This is a genomic window from Flavobacterium sp. PLA-DH12 (genome assembly GCF_059511845.1).
In genome coordinates this window covers 168958-190792 of record NZ_JCAMPD010000006.1, presented here as the reverse complement: position 1 = coordinate 190792, position 21835 = coordinate 168958, and the positions used below count along the sequence as shown (strand labels likewise).

Below are 21835 nucleotides of genomic sequence, written 5' to 3'. Positions count from 1 at the left end.
TTTTGCAAAATGCTCAAAACATAGCCCGTGGTTTCAACCACGGGAAACGTTGCGGATTAAACGTAATCATATATTGCGTTCCCGCGGTTGAAACCACGGGCTATGTTTGAAATACAAATCGGCTAGAAAATAAAAATTCGTGAAAATTTGTGCAATTCGTGGCTAAGAAAAAAATCCTTTTAATCATGATAATCTGTGGCTAAAAAAAAACAAAACCCCTGAATTATTAATTCAAGGGTTTGTCAATAGTATGTGTTGTGTTTTTTATAGTTTTATAGGCTAGGAAGATCTCCTTTTCCTTTAGTAGGCAAGTTTGTAGATCCCATAAGGAATAAATCTACTTCTCTTGCTGCTTCGCGACCTTCTGAAATAGCCCACACGATTAATGATTGTCCTCTTCTCATATCACCTGCAGTGAAAATGTGAGGAACGTTTGTCTGATAGTTATGCGCTTTGTAGTTGCTTCTCATATCAGTTTCGATTCCTAATTGCTCGCTTAATGTTTTCTCAGGACCTGTAAATCCAAGAGCCAATAAAGCTAAATCGCAAGGCCAGATTTTCTCAGAACCTTCTTTTTCGATTAATTCTGGACGCTGACCTGGAGTCATTTTCCATTGCACTTCAACTGTTTTTAATCCAGTTAATTCGCCTTTATCGTTAGAAATGAATTCTTTAGTGTTGATCAACCAGTTTCTGTCGCAACCTTCTTCGTGAGAAGAAGATGTTTTCAACTGCAACGGCCAGAAAGGCCAAGGAGTTGACTCGCTTCTTCCAACTGGAGGTTTTGGTAAAATCTCAAAGTTAGTTACCGATTTAGCTCCATGTCTGTTTGAAGTTCCAATACAGTCAGAACCAGTATCTCCACCACCAATAACGATTACATCTTTACCAGTTGCTTTAACCTGATCTGGAATTGATTCTCCGTATAAAACTTTAGTCTGCTGTGTCAAGAAATCCATTGCCTGTACAACGCCTTTGCTTTCGATACCTTTAGTTGGCAAGCTTCTTCTTTCAGTTGCTCCTCCGCATAAAACGATAGAATCGAATGCGTTTAATTCTTCAACACTAAAGTTTACACCAACATTTACATCAGTTTTGAAAGTGATTCCTTCTGCTTCAAGAATAGCAACACGGCGGTCGATAATTCCTTTTTCTAATTTGAAATTCGGAATTCCGTAACGTAATAAACCTCCAATTGCGTTGTCTCTTTCAAAAACAGTAACCGTGTGCCCCGCTCTGTTTAATTGCTGAGCCGCTGCAAGACCTGCAGGTCCTGAACCAATGACAGCAACCGTTTTTCCAGTTCTCTTTTTTGGTGGCTGTGGTTTGATCCATCCTTCAGCGAAACCTCTTTCAACGATGCTTTTTTCGATGTTTTCGATAGAAACCGGATCTTTGATGATTCCTAATACACATGATTTCTCACATGGAGCAGGGCATAAGCGTCCTGTAAATTCAGGGAAGTTATTAGTAGATTGTAAAATCTCTAATGCACTCTGCCATTCTTCCTGATGCACCATGTCGTTGAAGTCAGGAATTAAATTTCCTAACGGACAACCACTGTGGCAAAAAGGAATTCCACAGTCCATACATCTTGATCCTTGTTCTTTTAATTTATCTTTTGGTACCGGAATAGTAAATTCGTTGTAGTTAGAAACACGTTCTGCTACTGCTAAATTACTTTCGTCGGCTCTGTTATATTCTTTAAATCCGCCTATTTTACCCATGACATTTTTATTAAATTTAGTTGTGAGATGTGAAATGTGAGAAGTGAGTTGAGAAGCTCAACCTTAGTACCTCTGCACCTTTGTAACTCAGAACCTTTTAATCAGCTATTAATTCTTCTATTTTTTTCTCTTCTGCAATTCTTTGTAATGCTTTTTTGTAATCAGTTGGCATTACTTTTACGAAGTGCTGTTGTTGGTTTTCCCAGTCTGCTAAAATTCTTTTTGCTAATGGACTGCTTGTGTACAACGAATGATTTTTGATCAGTTTTCTTAGTTTCGTAAGATCTTCTTCTTCCATTGGGTCGAATGCAACCATTTCCATGTTGCAAACTGTTGCGTCGAATTTCTTATTTGGATCGTAAACATAAGCTACACCACCGCTCATACCAGCTGCGAAGTTTCTTCCTGTTTTTCCTAAAACTACTACTGTACCACCAGTCATGTACTCGCATCCGTGATCTCCAATTCCTTCAACAACTGCTGTTGCTCCAGAATTTCTTACACAGAAACGCTCTCCGGCCATTCCATTAATATAAGCCTCTCCGGTAATAGCTCCGTAAAGGGCAACGTTTCCAATAATGATATTGTCTTCAGGGTTGAAAGTCGCTGTAGGAGGGACTTTTACAATTAATTTTCCTCCAGAAAGACCTTTTCCTAAATAATCATTACAGTTTCCGTGAATTTTAAATGACAATCCGTTTGTTGCAAAAGCACCAAAACTTTGTCCAGCAGAACCTTCAAAATCAACTAAAATAGTGTCATCAGGTAATCCTTGTGCGCCGTAGATTTTTGAGATTTCGTTACTCAAAATAGCACCTACAGAACGGTCTGTATTTTTAATTTTAAAAGTTACTCTTGTTTTCTCTTTTCTATAGATAGACGGAATCGCTTCTTTGATGATGTCAAAATCCAATACGTTTTCAAGTTGGTGATCTTGAGTAGTTGTATTATGATTTGGCTCTGTTTTCGCTTTTTCCGGTTTGTATAGAATTGTTGACAAGTCTAAACCATTTGCTTTATAATGTTTGATAGCTTTGTTCACATTTAATTTTTGTGACTGACCTACCATTTCTTTTAAAGTTCTGAAACCTAACTGCGCCATGATTTCTCTTAACTCCTCTGCAATGAAATACATGAAGTTGATTACGTGCTCTGGAGTTCCTTTGAAATTCTTTCTCAATTCAGGATCCTGAGTTGCAATACCAACTGGGCAAGTATTTAAGTGACAAGCTCTCATCATGATACATCCAGAAGCTACAAGCGGAGCAGTTGCAAAACCGAATTCCTCAGCTCCTAATAAAGCAGCAATCGCCACGTCACGACCTGTTTTCAACTGTCCGTCACACTCTAAAACTACACGGCTTCTTAAGTCGTTTAAGATCAAAGTTTGCTGTGCTTCAGCTAAACCAAGTTCCCATGGAATACCTGTGTGCTGTAAAGATGTTAATGGTGCAGCTCCCGTTCCTCCGTCGTAACCTGAAATTAAGATAACGTCAGCTTTTGCTTTGGCAACACCGGCAGCGATAGTTCCAACTCCAACTTCAGAAACTAATTTTACGTTAATACGAGCTTCACGGTTTGCATTTTTCAAGTCGTAAATCAACTGAGATAAATCCTCAATTGAGTAAATATCGTGGTGAGGAGGAGGCGAAATCAAACCTACATAAGGCGTAGAGTTTCTAGTTTCAGCAATCCAAGGCACAACTTTTTCTCCAGGTAACTGTCCACCTTCACCAGGTTTTGCTCCCTGAGCCATTTTGATTTGGATTTCTTTAGCGTTTGTCAAATAGTTGATTGAAACACCAAAACGTCCTGATGCAACTTGCTTAATTGCAGAGTTTCTAGAATCTCCGTTAATTTCTTTCTGGAAACGTCTTGGATCTTCTCCACCCTCTCCAGAGTTACTTTTTCCACCAATTCTGTTCATTGCAATCGCTAAGTTCTCATGCGCTTCTTGGCTGATAGAACCGTAAGACATTGCTCCAGTTTTGAATTTCTTTACAATTTCTGTCCAAGGTTCTACTTCGTCAATAGAAATCGGATCTAAATTGTTGAATTCAAATAAACCTCTAATAGTCATTAAGTTTGAGCTTTGCTCGTTAACGGCATTAGAGTATTCTTTATAACTTTCTGGGCTGTTTAAACGAACCGCCTGTTGTAATTTAGAAATAGTGGTTGGGTTGAACATGTGTTTTTCACCACCACGTCTCCATCTGTAAATACCTCCAATTTCAAGAGAAAGCAAGTTTGCAATTTTTGAATTTGGGAAAGCTTTTTGGAAACGTTTTTTAACCTCTTTTTCTACTTCCATTAAACCAATTCCTTCAATTCTTGATGGCGTGTAAGGGAAGTATTTAGATGTAAATGTTTTGTTTAAACCTAAAATCTCGAAAATCTGAGCAGCTCTATATGAATGTAAAGTAGAGATACCAATTTTGTTCATGATTTTCACGATTCCTTTTGCAATCGCTTTGTTGTAATTAACAACTGCATAATCAGCTTTTACTTTTGTAATGAAACCTTTTTCAACTTGATCGTGAATGATTTCGTTTACCATGTAAGGGTTGATTGCACTTGCGCCATATCCGAACAATAAAGCAAAATGATGAGGTTCACGTGGTTCAGCAGATTCGATGATGATTCCGAATTTAGAACGAACCTGTAAAATGTTCAAAGAGTGGTGAATGTAAGAACAAGCCAATAACATTGGAATTGGAGCTAATTCTTCGCTTACGCCTCTATCTGATAAGATAATGATGTTGCATCCTTCATTAACCGCTTTAAAAGTTGCCTGAACACATTTCTCAAGCGCTCTTTCTAGACCGTTAACTCCTTTTTCTATTTTGTATAAAGTAGAAATAGTAGCCGATTTGAAATCTGCGTGATCGATATTTCTGATTTTATCCAAATCCTCATTAGAAATAACTGGATTTTGGATTTTTAATTTTTTACATTGTTTCGATTCGATTTCGAAAATATTGAAATCGCCACCAATCGCTAAACTGATATCAGTAATGATTTCTTCACGAATACCATCCAAAGGCGGGTTTGTAACCTGAGCAAATAATTGTTTGAAGTAATTGTACAACAACTGAGGCTGATCTGAAAGAACTGCCAAAGGTGTATCATTACCCATAGAACTGATTGCTTCAGCTCCGTCGCTACCCATTGGGTTGATGATTGTTTTTAAATCTTCAATGGTATAACCAAACAAACGTTGTCTTGTCAAGAAATCTAATTTTTCAACAGGAGTAGGGTTGTTAGTATATGGAACGCTAGCTAATGGCAATAAGTTTTCGTCAACCCATTGTTTGTATGGACGTTTTGTAACGATCGCTTTTTTAACTTCTTCGTCTTCGATGATACGCCCTTCATTCATATCAACCAAGAACATTTTTCCTGGCTCTAAACGACCGTGTTGGATTACATCTTCTGGATCGATGTCTAATACACCAATTTCAGATGACATAATTACGAATCCGCTTTTCGTTAATGTATAACGAGAAGGACGCAATCCGTTTCTGTCTAACAAAGCACCAATTACGTTTCCATCTGTAAACGGAATAGAAGCAGGTCCATCCCAAGGCTCCATGATACAAGCATTGTACTCATAGAAAGCTCTTTTCTCTGGAGACATTGTTTGGTGTTTTTCCCAAGCTTCAGGAACTACCATCATCATTGCCTCTGGAAGAGAACGGCCAGTCATTAATAAAAGTTCAACCACCATATCCATAGAAGCAGAATCTGATTTTCCTTCTAAGATAATTGGGAATAATTTTTTAATGTCTTCTCCGAAAACTTTACTTTGCATAAGCTCTTCACGAGCACGCATACGGCTTACGTTTCCACGAAGTGTATTGATCTCACCATTATGACACATGTATCTAAATGGTTGAGCTAAGTCCCAAGATGGGAATGTATTTGTAGAGAAACGTTGGTGTACAAGCGCTAAACGTGTCACCAAGTCTGGATCTTTCAAATCTATATAATAACGGCTGATGTCTTCTGGCATCAATAGACCTTTATATATTATAGTAGTTGTCGATAAACTAGTAAAATAAAACATGTGGCTTTCTGAGGTTTTAGATCCTCTCACTGCATGTTCAGCAATTTTTCTAGCTGCAAAAAGTTTTGCATTAAATTCTTGTTCAGTTAAATCTTGTCCGTTTTTAGAAACGAAAACTTGTTTAATTGTTGGTTCTTTTTCTGCGGCAATTTCACCTAGATTTTCAACGTCAACAGGTACATCTCTCCAACCTAAAACTTTTAAGTTTTGGTCTTTGATAGTTGCTTCAAATGCATTAATACAAAAAGAAACTTGGTTTTTGCTTTTTGGTAAAAAAACCATTCCTACTGCATACTCACGCGCTTCTGGGATTTCAAAGTCACATACTTTCTTAAAAAAATCATGAGGAATGTCGAATAAAATTCCGGCTCCGTCACCAGTTCTTCCATCAGAACTTACGGCACCACGATGTTCCAATTTAATTAAGATGTCTAATGCTTTGTGAATAATATCATTTGACTTAATACCATTCAAATTACAAATAAATCCTGCACCACAATTGTCGTGTTCAAATTCAGGCAGATAAAGCCCTTGTTCTTTAACTCTCATTCTTGATATTTTTTTTACAAAAATAAGGATTTCATTAAACATAATGTATTGAAATAGTGTTTTTGCTTTCATTTTTGCTGTAATATTAGAAAAAGCATTCTTAATTATTAATATTATTATATAAGGCATCCCGAATTGCTAAAAATATAATTACTCTTAAAATATATTAGGAAAAATCGTCGGCAGGCCAATAAAACCAATGAATTTTTTGTTAAATATCAAACGTTTTATGTGAATTGTGTTAACATTAACAAATTGTTCCGTTAACGATTTGTTTGCTTTGAAAAATTATCAACGCCTAATACCTATATATAACATTTATTTAATTGAAAAAGATTTTACTATTAAGTTGTATTTTGTTACTTTTGTCGCACTTTTATTCTGAAATAAATTCAGAACCAGACAAATTCTATATTATGAACATACACGAATATCAAGGAAAAGAAATTTTAGCGAGTTACGGAGTACGCGTACAACGCGGAATTGTGGCTAACAATGCGGTTGAAGCTGTAGCTGCTGCAAAACAATTAACTGCCGAAACTGGTACAGGATGGCACGTAATAAAAGCACAAATTCACGCAGGTGGTCGTGGAAAAGGTGGTGGAGTTAAGCTGGCAAAAAACTTACAACAAGTTGAAGAGTTAGCAGAACAAATCATCGGAATGCAGTTGATTACACCTCAGACTCCGCCTGAAGGTAAAAAAGTAAATAAGGTATTAGTTGCAGAAGATGTTTACTATCCAGGTGAAAGCGAAACTTCTGAATTTTATGTTTCTGTTTTATTGAATAGAGGTACTGGACGCAATATGATCATGTATTCTACTGAAGGTGGAATGGATATCGAAGAAGTTGCTGAGCACACTCCACACTTAATCTTTACTGAAGAAATCGATCCATCTGTTGGATTACAAGGTTTCCAAGCTAGAAGAATTGCTTTTAACTTAGGGCTTTCTGGAAATGCTTTCAAAGAAATGGTTAAATTCATCGACGCACTTTACAATGCTTACATTGGTTCTGATGCTTCTATGTTTGAAATCAACCCAGTTTTAAAAACTTCTGATAACAAAATCTTAGCTGTTGATGCTAAAGTTAACATTGACGATAACGCTTTATACAGACAACCAAAATATGCTGAAATGAGAGATATCCGTGAGGAGAATCCAATCGAAGTTGAAGCTAAAGAAGTTGGTCTTAACTATGTAGACCTTGACGGTACTGTAGGATGTATGGTAAACGGAGCTGGTCTTGCAATGGCAACTATGGACTTAATTAAATACGCTGGTTTTGAGCCTGCTAACTTCCTTGACGTAGGAGGAACTGCTGACGCAAAACGTGTTGAAACAGCTTTCAGAATTATCTTGAAAGATCCAAACGTAAAAGCTATTTTAATTAACATCTTTGGAGGTATCGTTCGTTGTGACCGTGTTGCTCAAGGTGTTGTTGATGCTTACAAAAACATGGGTGACGCTATTAAAGTGCCAATTATTGTTCGTTTGCAAGGAACAAATGCTGAAATTGCAAAAGAATTAATTGACAACTCTGGTATGCCAATCTTATCTGCAGTTCAGTTCCAAGAAGCTGCTGACCAAGTAAAAGCTGCTCTTTCTTAATTAAATAAGAAATCAATTTATATAGAAAATCCCTCCATTTTGGAGGGATTTTTTTTGTGGTTTAACCGCAAAGGGCGCTAAGTTTTTTTGTTAAGGATTGTGAGTACAAACGCAAAGTTCGCAAAGCTGTATGTTGAAAATAGCCACGAATTCACGAATTATTTTCAAAGATTGTAAAAAATAAAATTCGTGAATTCGTGGCTAAAAAACTTTGCGAACTTTGCGTAATTCTTTGCGCTCTTTGCGGTTAAACCATCAAGTTTATTTCAAAACTGTAGATAGTTCTACAAGTTCAAATTCTGGATCATGTGATATAAATTCTCTTATCAATGCAGCATGACCAGCACCAACTAAAACCATTATTTTATTATCTGTGCTTTCCGTTAATTTCTGAATTAAAGAATACATATATAAATTTCTTTTGTACCAATTTGAAACTAAATGCGCTCCTGTAAAATCATCTGGATTTCCAGCTCTATTTGCTACTTCCAAATACCATTGGATGTTTTTATTTTCGGTTTCTTTTTTATTGTAATGTAGCATGAGTTCTTGTAACGAGCTTTTTGTTATTCTTTCATTATGATCTTTTTCATTCCTTTTTTTCCACTCATTATTTCTTTTCAATAAATCCTGCTGGTTTGTTTTTTCCATTGACATCATTAAACTGTCATAACGAAAAGAAGTGTAGAGATTCATTCCGTATAATTTTTTATGATTCAGTTTTTTAGCTGTGCGTAGTGCCAGTTGTGTTATTTCGTTTTTGTTAGTTTTAAAAAGACTGTCGGCATTTTTATTGTAAAACTTATCTAAATCAGCTTGTTTGTTAAATTCCCATTCTACAAATATTTTATCGGGACCAAATTTTTTGATTTTGTCACTCATTATTTCGAGTTCCTTTTGGCTCTTCTCAGACAAGATATCAAAACTGTTTAGTTTAGCAACATCAAGACCAGGATTGGCGTAATGAAATGTTCCAACCAATAATATCTGTTTTTTCTTAGTTTGAGCAGAAGTTAAGTTTAATGTAATAATTGTTAGTAATAAAATAATTTTGTGCATGACGTTTTGTTTTTAAATTCATGACAAATGTATTTTGTCTGTTGGCCTTATTTTTTGTTTTTTGATGAACCTAGGATTTCATTTTATAAACATATGAAATTTATGAGGTAATAATTTCGTGTAATATTTTTGATAGTTTGTCCTTAGAAAAAGTATCTTTTATCTATAATTCTCCATTTAAGGCTTAGTTGTAAAAATGGAATAGAATCACTTTTTTTCAGATACATAAATCGTATGTTTTTGTGAGATTTTGTAAAAAAAGAAAGTTCGTAAAGCTATGTATAAATAACTTTAGAAACTTTGTATAAATCATGGTATTCTTTACGATCAGAAATCCGCTATTTCAAAACTGTCGATAATTCTACAATTTCGTATTCAGAATTATGTTTTACAAATTCTCTAATTATCGTGGTATGTCCGGCTCCTAATAAAACCATTATTTTATCGTCTTTATTTTCCGTTAATTTTTGAACTAGAGCATACATATATAGATTTCTGCGATACCATTCTGAAACTAAAAAAGCACCCACAAAATTGTCTGTTTTCCCTGCTTTAATTGCTGTTTCAAAATACCACTTAATATCTTTTGTATTAGCATCCAAAAGTAATTGGGTCAAAGAATATTTTGTAATTTTTGTATTAAAATCTGTTTCTTTTTGTTTCATTCTTTCTTCATTCTTCTTGATTAAATCAAACTGATTGGCGGCTTTCATTCCTTTTATCAAACTATCATATGGAAAATTAGTATCATTGTAATCTATTGCGTATAACTTTTTATGCCCTAATTTTTTAGCAGATCTTAAAGCTATTTGCACTATTTCATTTGAATCTTTTTTAAGTAAACTATCAGTGTTTTTAGCGTAAAACTTATCTAATTGATCTTGCTCTTGATAATTCCATTCTACGAAAATTTTATCAGGTCCAAATTTTTTAATTTTATTGGTAATGTTTTCGAGTTCTTTCTGACTCTTATCACACATTACATCAAACGTATTTACCTTAACAACATCAAGTCCTGGGTTTTCAAAATGAAAGCTTCCAAATAATAATATTTGTTTCTTTTTTGTTTGAGCAGGCGATAAGTTAAATAGGGTAAGAGCTAGTAATAAAATGATTTTTTGCATGAATGTTAGTCTTTTAATTCATGGCAAATGTATTCTGTCTTTTGGTTTCTATGTTTTTGTTTTTGATGAACATAAGATTTCATTTTATGAACAACTAAAACGAAGTGTGAAATGATTTCATGTAAAGTTTTAGATAGCTTGTCCCTAAAAAATGCGTTTTTAAATAAATCTAATTTTCTATTTAAGGCTTAATTGTATTTTTGAGTCAATTATCAAAAAACTATGAAATCAAGAATCCCTTTTTACTATCACATTGTTTTTTTCTTTTTATTATTTCTAACGTACATTTTCTGGGATATTGGACTTAATGATAAAAAAGTAGAAATTGTAATCAAAGGAATATGTTATGGAATTACGCCAACTCATTTGTTAGCAATATTTTGTATTTACATTCTCAACTTTTACTATTTCTGCGAATGGTTTTTAAACAAGAAGAAATTGCTTTTTTACATCCTGACAATTCCAGTTTCGCTATTGCTTTTTGCGGCTGTTCGTTATTTTTTGCAAGAAGTCGTTATGTATAATATTACCGGAATGCACAATTACTATGAAGAAGCTAGAGAAATAGGTTATTACATAAAAGATAACTTTTTCTTTGGATTGCCAGCTGTCTTTTTAAGTGCTTTGACCTTTTTATTTTGGCAATTTCAAACCGCTCAGCATCAAAATCAAGAATTGCTTTTAGAGAATAAAAAAGCAGAATTTCAAATGCTAAAAGCGCAAGTTAGTCCGCATTTTTTGTTTAATACTTTAAATTCTTTTTATAGTCAGTTGGTTATAAAAGAAGATGAAATGGCAGATGATATTTTGGTGCTTTCTGATTTACTTCGGTATGTTATTACAGAAACAGATAAAGATGAAGCGATACTTTCAAAAGAAATTCAATTTATTCAAAACTATATCCATTTACAAAAGAAAAGATTTGAAGATCAGTTATTTTTAGATTTTAAAGTGGAAGGAAATTATTCAAACGAAAAAATCATTTCGTCGGCTTTGATTCACTTTGTTGAAAATGTTTTCAAGCATGGAAAATTTAATAATGAAGAAGAAAAAGCTATTATTTCAATTCAAATAAAAAACGATTTTCTAGAAATTTCAACTTTCAATTATTTCATTCAGGGAGAAAATTATTCGTCAACTGGAATCGGTTTTGATAACTTGACAAAAAGACTGGAATACACTTATAAAAGCCAATTTATTCTTGAAAAAACAGAAGAAAATAATACCTTTAAAACTTACTTAAAAATACCGCTAAAGAAATAATTTATGGCTTTTAAATGCATAATTGTCGACGACGAACCGCCTGCAACTCGAATATTGGAAAATTACATTGGGAAAGTAAATTTTCTGGAGAAAGTTGGCGTTTTTAATGATTCGTTAAAAGCATTAGAATTTCTAAATTCACAATCTGTAGATGTTATTTTTCTTGATATACAAATGCCGCAATTAACAGGTTTACAGATTTCTAAAATCATTTCTAAGGATATAAAAGTAATTTTTACAACGGCTTATCCAGATTTTGCTTTAGAAGGATTTGAATTAAATGCAGTTGATTATTTATTAAAACCAATTGCATTCGAACGATTTTATCAAGCCGTTTCTAAACTAAACTCTGAATCCAAAATAGAAGTTTCGAGTACCGCTAATAGTACTGCACCAGATTTTTTATTTATAAAAACAGATGGAAAAAATAAGTTTCAGAAAGTTTTTTTGAATGATGTTTTATACGTAGAAAGTTTGCAGAATTATGTTTGCATTCATACTGTAAAGCAGCAGATTATTACACATTCGTCATTAAAAAATGTTATTGAATCATTGCCAGAAAAGGATTTTATTCAAATACATAAATCGTATGTGGTTTCATTGCAGCATATAGAATCCACAGATAATTTTTCTGTTTTTATAAATGGAAAAGAATTGCCGATTGGTGCAACTTTTAAAGAGGCTTTTTTTGATAAAATAGAAGAGAATAAAATTTAATTTTTTTTTAACCGCAAAGTGCGCAAGGATTTTTGACTAAGTATTGTGAATACAAACGCAAAGTTCGCAAAGCTTTGTGAATAAAACTATGCGAACTTTACGTAAATCTTAGCGTTCTTTGCGGTTAAAATCCTCAATTACGATTTTTTCTTATTGCCGTTTTTGAAAACCACTTTTTCTACAACAACCGGTTTTCCGTTTCCTTTTGGGAATGATTTCTTTTTAGGTTTTCCAGCTGATGAACCTGACTTTGATGAACTTTGATCACCTCTGTATTTTTCTGAATCTTTTGGAGCAGCTTTGAATTCTGGTCTTTCTTTAGAAGTTTCCTTCTTCGGAATTTCAGCTTTATGTTTTGCTAAAACGTCATTTGGATTTTTAGGATTTTCTTTAGTTCCTCTTAAATGAATAACCAATCCGTTTAAGAAGTTTCTTAAAACCTGATCGCCACATTCCATATAATTTGGATGATCTTCGGCTCTAAAAAAAGCTCCTAATTCTGATTTTGAAATTCTAAAATCTACTAATTCTAAAATTTCAACTATTTGGTCATCACGGAGCATCAAAGCCACGCGAAGTTTTTTAAGTATATCGTTATTTGTCATAATTTTTGTTTCAGGTTTTTTTCTGTTTCAAGTTTCAAGTTTTCAATCTGAAACTAAAACTCCTAATTTATTTTACAAAGGTAGTTTTTAAAATGATTAAAATCTAGAATTGAAATCATTTAAAGTTGCGACCAATTTATCCAAATCTTCTTTTAAATGATTTGCTGTAACTACAATTCGATTTAGCGGTTCGGCTTCTTTGGTGTATCTAAAACTAGCAATAATGATTTTTTCCTGTTTTAATTTTTCAACTAATTCATTCGATAAAAGATAAATTAAAGGATAGTTTTTATCAAATAGGATAGTGCTGTTTTTGGTTAAAATCGTATCGATATAACTCAAATTATCTTTCAATTTTTGATACTGTGTTTTATAAATTTCTTTAGCATCAGAAAGTGTTTGTACAAAAGCGGGATTCATTCCGGCAGCACTTGTAAAAGTTTCAATTTCTTTTATTGATTCTATGAATTCAGAATCTGATGCAATCACTCCGCCTGTTAAGCCGAAAGCTTTTCCAAGAGATGAAACCAATATTTTTCTTTTAATCGGAAAATTAATTGAAGCATAAATTCCAGAACCATTTTCTCCCACAATTCCTAATGAATGCGATTCATCAATAACTAAAGTGATTTCCTTTTCCTTAGAGATTTCTTTTATAAAAGTTAGGTCGATTGGTTTTGTTTCAAAAGAAGGAACACCGTCAGTTAGAATCGTTATTTTCTCAGGTTTTGAATCTAATAAACGGTCATTCAGTTTTTTATTTATAAAAACAGGTTCACTATTTTCAATTTGAATAGCGGAATGAATTTCATTTAAATGATAAAAACAATCGGTTTGCTCTTGCAATTTTTCTAAAACAAGTTTTCCAGCCAGCATTCCCGAAGAAACGGTAACGGTCCTTTCAGAGCCAATATGAGATGCTAAAAAGCTTTCGCCTGCATCATAAGCCGTTAATTGAATATTTGCAGTTCTAGAACTTCCGTAAGTAGTTCCCCATTTTAAAATGTTCTGAACGACTAAATCCTGAAACGCTGTATTTGTCGGAAGACCCAAATAGGCAGTTCCGCCAAAATACAAATAATGTTCTTGGTCAATTTCGATTACTCGATCTGGAAATTTTTCGACTTTCATTTTATAAAAGTGTAACTCCCGTTCCGTTTAAATCAGAATAACTTACAACACCATCTTTTATAGTAACACCTGTTGCAATATCTTCTGCTAAAAGTAACGCACCATCCATATCTACATAATCCAATTGAGGAAGCAAATGCGCAATAGCAGAAATTCCAACAGTAGATTCTGTCATACAGCCAACCATTGTTCGTAAACCAAGTTTTTTAGCTTCTTCAATCATGCGTTTTCCAGGCGTTAAACCACCGCATTTTACCAGTTTTACATTCACGCCATGAAAATGATTGAAACATTTAGCTACATCTTCTTCAATAATACAACTCTCGTCAGCAATTACTGGAAGAGCAGAATGTTTAAAAACCTCTTTATGTCCTTCCCAATTATCAGCTTTCATAGGCTGTTCTAGAAATTCAACACCTAATTTTTTTAGTTCAATCGAATTATTTATGGTTTCTTCAACTGTCCATCCGCAATTGGCATCAATCCTAAAAATGGCATTGGTATGTTTTCGAAGCGCTTTTACAATTTCGATATCTTCTTTGGTTCCTAATTTAATTTTATAAATAGGCCATGGAAGTTCCTGCATTTTAGAAACCATTTTATCAATAGAAGCAATTCCGATAGTGTAATCCGTCATCGGATTTTTTTCGGTTGTGTAGTTCCATAATTCGTAAAGCTTTTTGCCTTTTTTGCGAGCATACAAATCGTTATAAGCTAGATCTAAGGCGCATAAAGCAAACATATCGTCTTTTAAATAGGGATGAATTTTTGCCCAAAATACTTCTGGAGTTTCATTTTCTGTGTTTTCAATAATAGATCTAATTTTTTCTAAATCCTGCATCATCATTGGCACAGTCGTTTTGTAATACGGATTTGAAGTTGCTTCTCCAAAACCCGAAAAGCCATCGCTTTGCAATTCAACAATTAACGAAGGCTGAAAATCTATGGATTCTCTCGAAATGGTAAAAGTGTGCTTTAGTTTGAGATTGTATTCTCTTAAAATTAGTTTCATTGGTATGCGATGTTTTTTTATGTTTTTTTCAATTAATAGCCAAGCCAGAGTATTGCTTCCGTAAAATGATCACGCCAAAGCTTTTCATTATGTTCTCCGCCTTTTACAATCTTGGTTTTATCAAGATGAAGACAATAACAGCGTTTGGTATCTAGTAAACGTTTCATTTTACTTAAATCTTTTTCCATGTCGTCACTTTCTTTATCGCCGCACAGAAAATAGATTTTAGTTTTAATTTTAGATTGCTTTTCTGTGAACGTATAAATTTCAGGTGAAAACCAGAATGAAGGCGAAAAAACACCCGCTTTTCCAAAAATTTCAGGATATTTTAAAGCTCCGTAATAAGAAACTAGTCCGCCGAGAGAGCTTCCAAAAAGAATCGTGTTTTTGGCTTTTGTTTTGGTTCTGTAATTTTTATCGATATACGGTTTTAAGGTTTTTACGATAAATTCGAGATAATTATCGGCATTTCCGCCACCATATTTTTCATTTTTAAAAGGAGTAAGCTCTTCGATTCGTTTTTCATTTCCATGCTCAATTCCTACAACAATTACGGGAGCTTTTAGGCTGTCCAATTTTTCGTCTACATTCCATTCGCCAGAATAAGAAGTTTTAGCATCAAACAGATTTTGCGCGTCGTGCATGTAAATAACGCTGTATTTTTTCTGAATGTCTTTGGAATAATTTTCTGGAAGATAAATCCAAATTTTTTTTGAGGTATTTAGTTGAGGCGCTTCAATTGTAAAAGTAGATACATTTTTTGAAGCGGTGCTTTGTGCCTTGCCAATAAGAGTAAATAGAAGTAAAACTGCCAAGAAAATCCTCTTCATCATCCTTGTTTTGTATTTTTATTTAAAAGCAATATTTTAGCTAAAAATAATAAATTGATGAATACAGAAGCAGAAAAAAGAAGTTTACTTTTAGAAATGATTACCCTCGCCACTATAGATGGACATTTGCACAAACGTGAGCTTGAATTTTTAAGAATTGTAGCTTTGGAATTGAATATTAGCGAAGAAGAATTTCAGGATTTATTTCATCAGGAAACAAAACCATTGCCAATACCATCCGAAATGCAGCGTATCAATCAGTTTTATAGATTGGCTTTATTAATGCATTGTGATGGCGTTTTGCACGAAAGAGAATTTCATGCTATTCAAAAGATCGCTATCGGAATGGGACTGAACCTTTCTGCTGTAAAACGTGTTTTGGAAATGATGAAAAAAGCACCAAATACAGTAATTAACCCAATTGTGCTGTTGGAAATTTTTCACGAACAACACAATTAGATTAAAACCTTTTTTCGTTTATTATTTGTTTCGGATTTATTTTTTAGAAGGTTGAAATTTTGGATGTCCAGTATATGCATAAGCAAAACTGATTAAGTTGCTGTCTTTTTCGATAACTTTTGTTGCGCTGTCACCCATTCCATGACCTGATTCAAAGTCGGCTAAAAAAAAGATTGGATTGTTGGAGGTGTTTGCATTTTGAAGTGAAGCTGCAAATTTTGCAGGTTGCCATGCAATTACACGAGGATCATTCATTCCCGCTGTTATTAATGTTGCCGGATAGGCAGTTCCTTTTTTAATATGATGAAACGAATCCATTTCTAGGAGCGCCTTGAACTCTGTTTTGTCTTTTATAGTTCCAAATTCAGGAATATTACCAGGACCATTTGGGGCTAATTCTGAACGAATCGTATTAAATTCTCCTACTTCTGGAATGGCAGCTGCAAACAAGTCTGGTCGCTCCGTAATAGCTCGTCCAATTAATATACCGCCAGCGCTTGCGCTCCAGATGGCAATTCTTTTAGGAGAAGAATACTTCTCTTTAATAAGATATTCAGTAACCGCAATTAAATCTTTCCATGTATTAGGTTTGGTGGTTTTAAAACCTGCTTTATGCCAAGCTTCGCCCAATTCTCCGCCACCTCTAACGTGAGCAACAACATATATGCCGCCATAAGTGCAGTAAGGCAATGCAAATCCAGTACTAAAACGTGGTTCAAGAGAGATTCCGTAAGCACCATATCCAACCATAAGGATTGGATTGTCGCCATTTAGCTTAATATTTTTATTATAAATGATAGAAACAGGAACTTTAACACCATCATAAGAGGGAACCATAATTTCTTTAGACACTAAATCTTTAAATTCAGGATATTCAATAGGTTTTGATAATGGCTGAAAAGTAAACGTATTTGTTGTTGGATTGTACAAATAACGTTTTTGAGGAGAAGTCCAGCCCGAAAGCGTCATCCAAATTTCGCTTTTATTTTCGCTTATAGCCAAAAAAGAGACTGAACCTGCTTGCAGAGGTAATTTTAATTCAATCGGATCTGTTTTTCCTTTTGCTAAGAAAAATACTTTTGCTTGAACACCGTTTTCTGTAATTGAATAATATAAGCCATCCTTTGTAAGTTTAAAATCGGTAATGTTTCCATTTTTTGGTTCTGGTACAACTGTTTTTGCTTTTTCTATATCTGGATCTGAAATAGGAACTTTGATGATTTTATAGTTGGAAGCATTTTTATAAGTTAAATAATAAATAAACTCTTTATCGACAAGATAATTGGTCACTTCATCTTTTTTATCGACCAAGTTGGTCCATTTTGCAGGTTTAAAACTATCTTTTAAATCGGTGTCATATAACTTAATTCGATTATCAACCGTAACAACCAGTCCGTAGTTTTTATTAGAATTTTTATGATAAAGATTTAAAGGGAATTCTTCTGCACCTATATTAAGTTCAGGATTGGTTGTATTGGACAAAAATTCGACATCTTTGTTTGGATCTTCTCCTAATTTATGATAGTAAACTTTGGAGTTTAATAATCTATTTGGATCTGTAACATTGGAAGAATTTAAGCGACCGTATGTAAATGAATTACCATCTGGCATCCACGAAGGGGAGCTGAACCAGCATCTGTCGAATACTTCAGGATAAACTTTTCCGTCGCTGTTTATAATAAGCAATTCGGCGCTTTCAGAACCGCTTGGTGAAATTTCTATCGCTACTTTATCTCCTTTTTCATTGGGAGTTATAGAGCTGATGTTGTAATTTACTCCAGCTGCTTTTTTATAAGTTTCTGGATCAAAAAGTAATTTCTCGGTTCCTTTATAACCAATTCTCTGGTACAATTTGCCATTTTCTTCGTTGGCATTTCGTTTTAGATAGAAATAATGGTCGTTCTCTGTAATTTGTAATTCAGAGATTGTACTTTCTTTTCTTGCATCAAGCTCTTTGAGTTTTTTTTCAAGATTTTGCCGTTCTGGAATTTCGCTTAATTTTTGCCGAGTATAATCTGTATTCGCTTTCATCCAAGCGACAACATTCGGGTCATTTAAATTTTCTAAATATTGATAGCCATCTTCTATCTTCTCTCCAAAATATTCATCTATGACAATTTTTTCTGGTGCGGGCTGTGGTCTATTTTGCCCAAAAAACGATACTACTGAGCTGAGTGCTACAGTAGTGCAAAGTAATTTCGTATTCATAATCTGTCTAGTTTAAAAGAAAGGCTGAATTTCCAGATAGATTATGGACAGGTAAAGTTATGAAATTATTTTAATTAATTGATATATAGTTAATTATGTTTTGCTTATGGTAATTGCTCCTGTAGTTTTTTAATCTCGTCACGAAGTTTAGCAGCTTGCAAGAAGTCTAATTCTTTAGCTGCTTTTTCCATCGTTTTGCGTTTTTCACGAATCATTTTTTCTAATTCAGCTTTAGATAGATAAGCTGTTTCTGGTTCAGCTGCAACAGGAATCGGATGACCTAATTCATATTCAACTAAAGGATTTTTAGTGAAAGCGCTTTCGATTTTTTTATTTAAAGCTTGTGGAACAATATTATTTTCAACGTTGAAATTAATTTGTTTAGCTCTTCTGTAATTGGTTTCATCGATTGTTTTCTGCATGCTTGCTGTAATCTTATCAGCATACATAATGGCTTTACCGTTTAAGTTTCTCGCCGCACGTCCGATAGTTTGCGTTAACGAACGATAATTTCTCAAGAAACCTTCTTTATCAGCATCTAAAATAGCTACAAGCGACACTTCTGGCAAATCTAAACCTTCACGAAGTAAGTTAACTCCAATTAAGACATCAAAAAGACCTTTTCGTAAATCCTGCATAATTTCGATACGCTCTAAAGTATCTACTTCAGAATGTATATACCGGCATCGAATGTTCACTTTAGTTAAATATTTAGCCAATTCTTCGGCCATTCTTTTGGTCAAAGTTGTCACAAGAACCCTTTCGTCCAATTCACAGCGAACCTGGATTTCCTCAATCAAATCATCAATCTGATTCAAGCTTGGCCGCACTTCAATAACAGGATCTAATAATCCTGTAGGGCGAATAATCTGTTCGACATAAATACCATCCGATTTTTGTAGTTCGTAATCGGCGGGTGTTGCAGAAACATATATAACCTGATTTTGCAAGGCTTCAAATTCTTCAAATTTTAAAGGGCGGTTGTCCATTGCGGCAGGCAATCTAAAACCGTATTCCACAAGGTTTTCTTTACGGCTTCGGTCGCCTCCATACATTGCATGAACTTGAGAAACAGTTACATGACTTTCATCAATAATCATTAAATAATCGCTCGGAAAATAATCTAATAAACAGAAAGGTCGCGTTCCTGCTTCACGTCCGTCAAGGTAGCGTGAGTAATTTTCAATTCCTGAGCAATAACCCAATTCGCGAATCATTTCTAGATCAAAATTGGTTCTTTCTTCCAAACGTTTGGCTTCCAGATGTTTTCCAATTTCTTTAAAATAATCAACCTGTTTCACCAAATCTTGCTGGATCTGCCAAATTGCGCCTTGTAAAACTTCTGGAGAAGTCACAAACATGTTGGCAGGATAAATGGTTAATCTTTGAAATTTCTCTATAACTTGAGATGTTTTTGCATCAAAAGATTCAATCTCTTCAATTTCGTCTCCAAAGAAATGAATTCGATATGCATCGTCTGCATAACTTGGATAAACTTCAACCGTATCTCCTTTAATCCTGAAAGTTCCCGGGTTAAAATCGGCTTCTGTTCTAGCGTATAAACTCTGCACTAAACTGTGTAATAATTTAGTTCTTGAAATAACCTGATCGCGTTTAATTTCAATAACGTTTTTCTGAAATTCAACTGGGTTTCCAATACCATACAAACAAGAAACTGAAGCTACAACCAAAACATCGCGGCGACCAGAAAGTAGGGAAGAAGTAGTGCTCAAACGCATCTTTTCCAATTCTTCATTGATAGATAAATCTTTTTCAATGAAGACTCCAGTTACTGGCATAAAAGCTTCTGGCTGATAATAGTCGTAGTACGAAACGAAATATTCAACAGCATTATTTGGAAAAAATTGTTTGAACTCAGAGTATAATTGAGCGGCCAAAGTTTTGTTGTGCGCCAGAACCAAAGTAGGTCTTTGCACTTCCTGAATTACGTTGGCAACGGTAAACGTTTTTCCCGAGCCCGTAACTCCTAATAAAGTTTGGTATTTATCTCCGTCGACCACGCCCTGTGCCAATTTTTGTATGGCTTGAGGCTGATCTCCTTTTGGACTATATTCTGAGGAAACTTGAAATTTCATTTGAGTATACTGAAAATTTGGTTTTGTAAAGATACGAAGTTTGAATTCTAATCTAAAAAATTAATGATCGCATCATTTACCACTTTTGGCTGATCTATGGTTAAAAAATGTCCTGCATCTTTTACCGTTTTTGTTTTACAATTAACAAGATGTTTTTTTGCACGATCCAAACTTTCTTCTGAATTAATAACGTCTTTATCTCCGATTAAAACTAAAACCGGATTTTGAATAGATTCTAATTCTTTATCTGAAAAAGGCATCATTTTAAGCATGCTGGAATTTGATTTTCCATATTTATTAGCCAAATAGAATTGTCTTTTATAAATGATACTAATGTTTTCTGGATGAGTTGAAAATGTCGATAGCGTTTTGCTGAATTTCTTTTCGCTTGGAAAAAGTTTTAGCATTAATGCTGAAGTCGTTTTTCTAGGTTTATCAAGAAATTTGAAAGTCTGCGCTGGACTTAATAAAACAATTTTATCGATCGAATTTGATTTTTGAGTGGCTAATAATGTTGCAATCCAACCACCTCGTGAAGCGCCAATGATATCAAATTTCTTTAATTTGTAATAGCTGAAAACTTCATTGTAAAAAACAACAATATTATCGGATGAAAGCGGTTTGGTGGTTAAGTTGGATTTATTGGGTTCCATTATAAAATCGATGGCGTAAATACGATGATTTTTGGCCAAAGTTTTAATGTTAGGATACCACATGGTCGAACTGGCATCCATTCCGTGAAGTAAAACAAGATCTTTTCCGTTTTTTGGTCCAGCAATAATTACATGTGCGGTTCCAAAACTAGTTTTTACATCTTCTTCGGTATAAGGAATATTCCAAAGTTTTAAAGCTTTATCATAAGCGGTTTGATATTTTACCTCTTCAGTTCTAGTTTTAAAAACATAATCGTCAAATTTTGCCTTTTTGGACGAAGAACAGCTTGTGACTAAAAAGAGCACAACTGCCAATCGGAAATATAGTTTTAACATAGTAATAAAATTCAATTTTCAGCTTAAAGTTACGAACAGAGCTGGCGAAAAGTGTATCAGAATTTTATTTTAAAATATCATAATTTTAAGATTTGTCGTTTTTGGAAGTCAGATAATAAATCTGTACAAATGCTAAAATAGCGTTCGGAATTATTACGGGCCAAAGCCATTGGTTAAAATCTCTATAGTCGTTTAAAAAGATGCCATAAATGACAAAACAGATACAGCCAAACATATTAATAAATCGGATTGCTCGGAGATTTTTTAGCAAAAAACCTCCAACAATAAATACAGATGCGAGATAACCAATATATTCTGCCATAATCTTGATTTTAAATAGTTTACAATAAATGTAGCAAAAGCTAATTATAAAATCAAGGTTTTGTTTTG

At 34.0% G+C, this 21835-nt stretch carries 16 protein-coding genes; 4 read left to right on the top strand and 12 right to left on the bottom strand.

Translation table 11 applies throughout. From position 1 onward, the window contains the following. Positions 1–272 precede the first annotated feature (272 nt). Both AC5ZCW_RS13755 and gltB read right to left on the bottom strand, forming a co-directional pair. Positions 273–1727: a glutamate synthase subunit beta gene (locus tag AC5ZCW_RS13755; protein WP_144339285.1), complete on the bottom strand. Its 1455-nt coding sequence runs from the start codon at positions 1725–1727 to the stop codon at positions 273–275. 97 nt (positions 1728–1824) lie between these two features. After that, on the bottom strand, positions 1825–6342 hold the full coding sequence (gltB, locus tag AC5ZCW_RS13750) for a glutamate synthase large subunit (RefSeq protein ID WP_496120456.1): 4518 nt from the start codon (positions 6340–6342) through the stop codon (positions 1825–1827). 416 nt (positions 6343–6758) lie between these two features. On the opposite strand from gltB, the gene sucC reads away from it, so the two are divergent. Then, entirely contained in the window at positions 6759–7952 is a 1194-nt protein-coding gene (gene sucC / locus AC5ZCW_RS13745) for an ADP-forming succinate--CoA ligase subunit beta (protein ID WP_066035083.1), read from the top strand. Positions 7953–8213: 261 nt separating this feature from the next. Here sucC and AC5ZCW_RS13740 read toward each other — a convergent pair whose 3' ends face one another. Together AC5ZCW_RS13740 and AC5ZCW_RS13735 are read right to left on the bottom strand one after the other, a co-directional pair. After that, a complete protein-coding gene (locus tag AC5ZCW_RS13740) occupies positions 8214–9011 on the bottom strand; it encodes a DUF5694 domain-containing protein (protein WP_496120453.1) in 798 nt (265 codons plus the stop codon). Between the two features lie 338 nt (positions 9012–9349). Beyond that, on the bottom strand, positions 9350–10135 hold the full coding sequence (locus tag AC5ZCW_RS13735; RefSeq protein ID WP_496120451.1) for a DUF5694 domain-containing protein: 786 nt from the start codon (positions 10133–10135) through the stop codon (positions 9350–9352). 222 nt (positions 10136–10357) lie between these two features. Here AC5ZCW_RS13735 and AC5ZCW_RS13730 point away from each other — a divergent pair, with 222 nt between their 5' ends. Next, positions 10358–11398: a sensor histidine kinase gene (locus tag AC5ZCW_RS13730; protein ID WP_496120449.1), complete on the top strand. Its 1041-nt coding sequence runs from the start codon at positions 10358–10360 to the stop codon at positions 11396–11398. Between the two features lie 3 nt (positions 11399–11401). Next, positions 11402–12115 (top strand): LytR/AlgR family response regulator transcription factor, encoded by a 714-nt coding sequence (locus AC5ZCW_RS13725; RefSeq protein WP_496120447.1) that lies wholly within the window; start codon positions 11402–11404, stop codon positions 12113–12115. Positions 12116–12252: 137 nt separating this feature from the next. Here the strand turns inward: AC5ZCW_RS13725 and AC5ZCW_RS13720 are convergent, their stop codons facing one another. The 4 genes from AC5ZCW_RS13720 to AC5ZCW_RS13705 all read right to left on the bottom strand — a co-directional run bounded on the left by AC5ZCW_RS13720 (position 12253) and on the right by AC5ZCW_RS13705 (position 15693). Further along, on the bottom strand, positions 12253–12720 hold the full coding sequence (locus AC5ZCW_RS13720; RefSeq protein WP_496120445.1) for a DUF1456 family protein: 468 nt from the start codon (positions 12718–12720) through the stop codon (positions 12253–12255). A 96-nt stretch (positions 12721–12816) separates the two neighbouring features. Next, positions 12817–13851, bottom strand: coding sequence for an aminotransferase class I/II-fold pyridoxal phosphate-dependent enzyme (locus AC5ZCW_RS13715; protein WP_496120443.1), 1035 nt, complete (start codon positions 13849–13851; stop codon positions 12817–12819). A 1-nt stretch (position 13852) separates the two neighbouring features. Continuing rightward, a complete protein-coding gene (locus tag AC5ZCW_RS13710) occupies positions 13853–14863 on the bottom strand; it encodes a dipeptide epimerase (protein WP_496120441.1) in 1011 nt (336 codons plus the stop codon). 32 nt (positions 14864–14895) lie between these two features. Then, a complete protein-coding gene (locus AC5ZCW_RS13705) occupies positions 14896–15693 on the bottom strand; it encodes an alpha/beta hydrolase (protein WP_496120625.1) in 798 nt (265 codons plus the stop codon). Between the two features lie 57 nt (positions 15694–15750). On the opposite strand from AC5ZCW_RS13705, the gene AC5ZCW_RS13700 reads away from it, so the two are divergent. Continuing rightward, the gene (locus AC5ZCW_RS13700; protein WP_496120439.1) at positions 15751–16152 is read left to right on the top strand and encodes a TerB family tellurite resistance protein; all 402 of its coding nucleotides are present in this window, start codon (positions 15751–15753) and stop codon (positions 16150–16152) included. A gap of 36 nt (positions 16153–16188) precedes the next feature. Here AC5ZCW_RS13700 and AC5ZCW_RS13695 read toward each other — a convergent pair whose 3' ends face one another. The 4 genes from AC5ZCW_RS13695 to AC5ZCW_RS13680 form a co-directional block, all read right to left on the bottom strand. Continuing rightward, complete coding sequence (locus tag AC5ZCW_RS13695) at positions 16189–18360, bottom strand: prolyl oligopeptidase family serine peptidase (RefSeq protein WP_496120437.1); 2172 nt, start codon at positions 18358–18360, stop codon at positions 16189–16191. A gap of 104 nt (positions 18361–18464) precedes the next feature. Then, the gene (gene uvrB / locus AC5ZCW_RS13690) at positions 18465–20456 is read right to left on the bottom strand and encodes an excinuclease ABC subunit UvrB (RefSeq protein ID WP_496120435.1); all 1992 of its coding nucleotides are present in this window, start codon (positions 20454–20456) and stop codon (positions 18465–18467) included. A gap of 47 nt (positions 20457–20503) precedes the next feature. Beyond that, complete coding sequence (locus AC5ZCW_RS13685; RefSeq protein ID WP_496120433.1) at positions 20504–21445, bottom strand: alpha/beta fold hydrolase; 942 nt, start codon at positions 21443–21445, stop codon at positions 20504–20506. An 85-nt stretch (positions 21446–21530) separates the two neighbouring features. Beyond that, positions 21531–21767, bottom strand: a complete 237-nt coding sequence (locus AC5ZCW_RS13680; RefSeq protein ID WP_111365373.1) for a uroporphyrinogen decarboxylase — start codon at positions 21765–21767, stop codon at positions 21531–21533. Positions 21768–21835 lie beyond the last annotated feature (68 nt).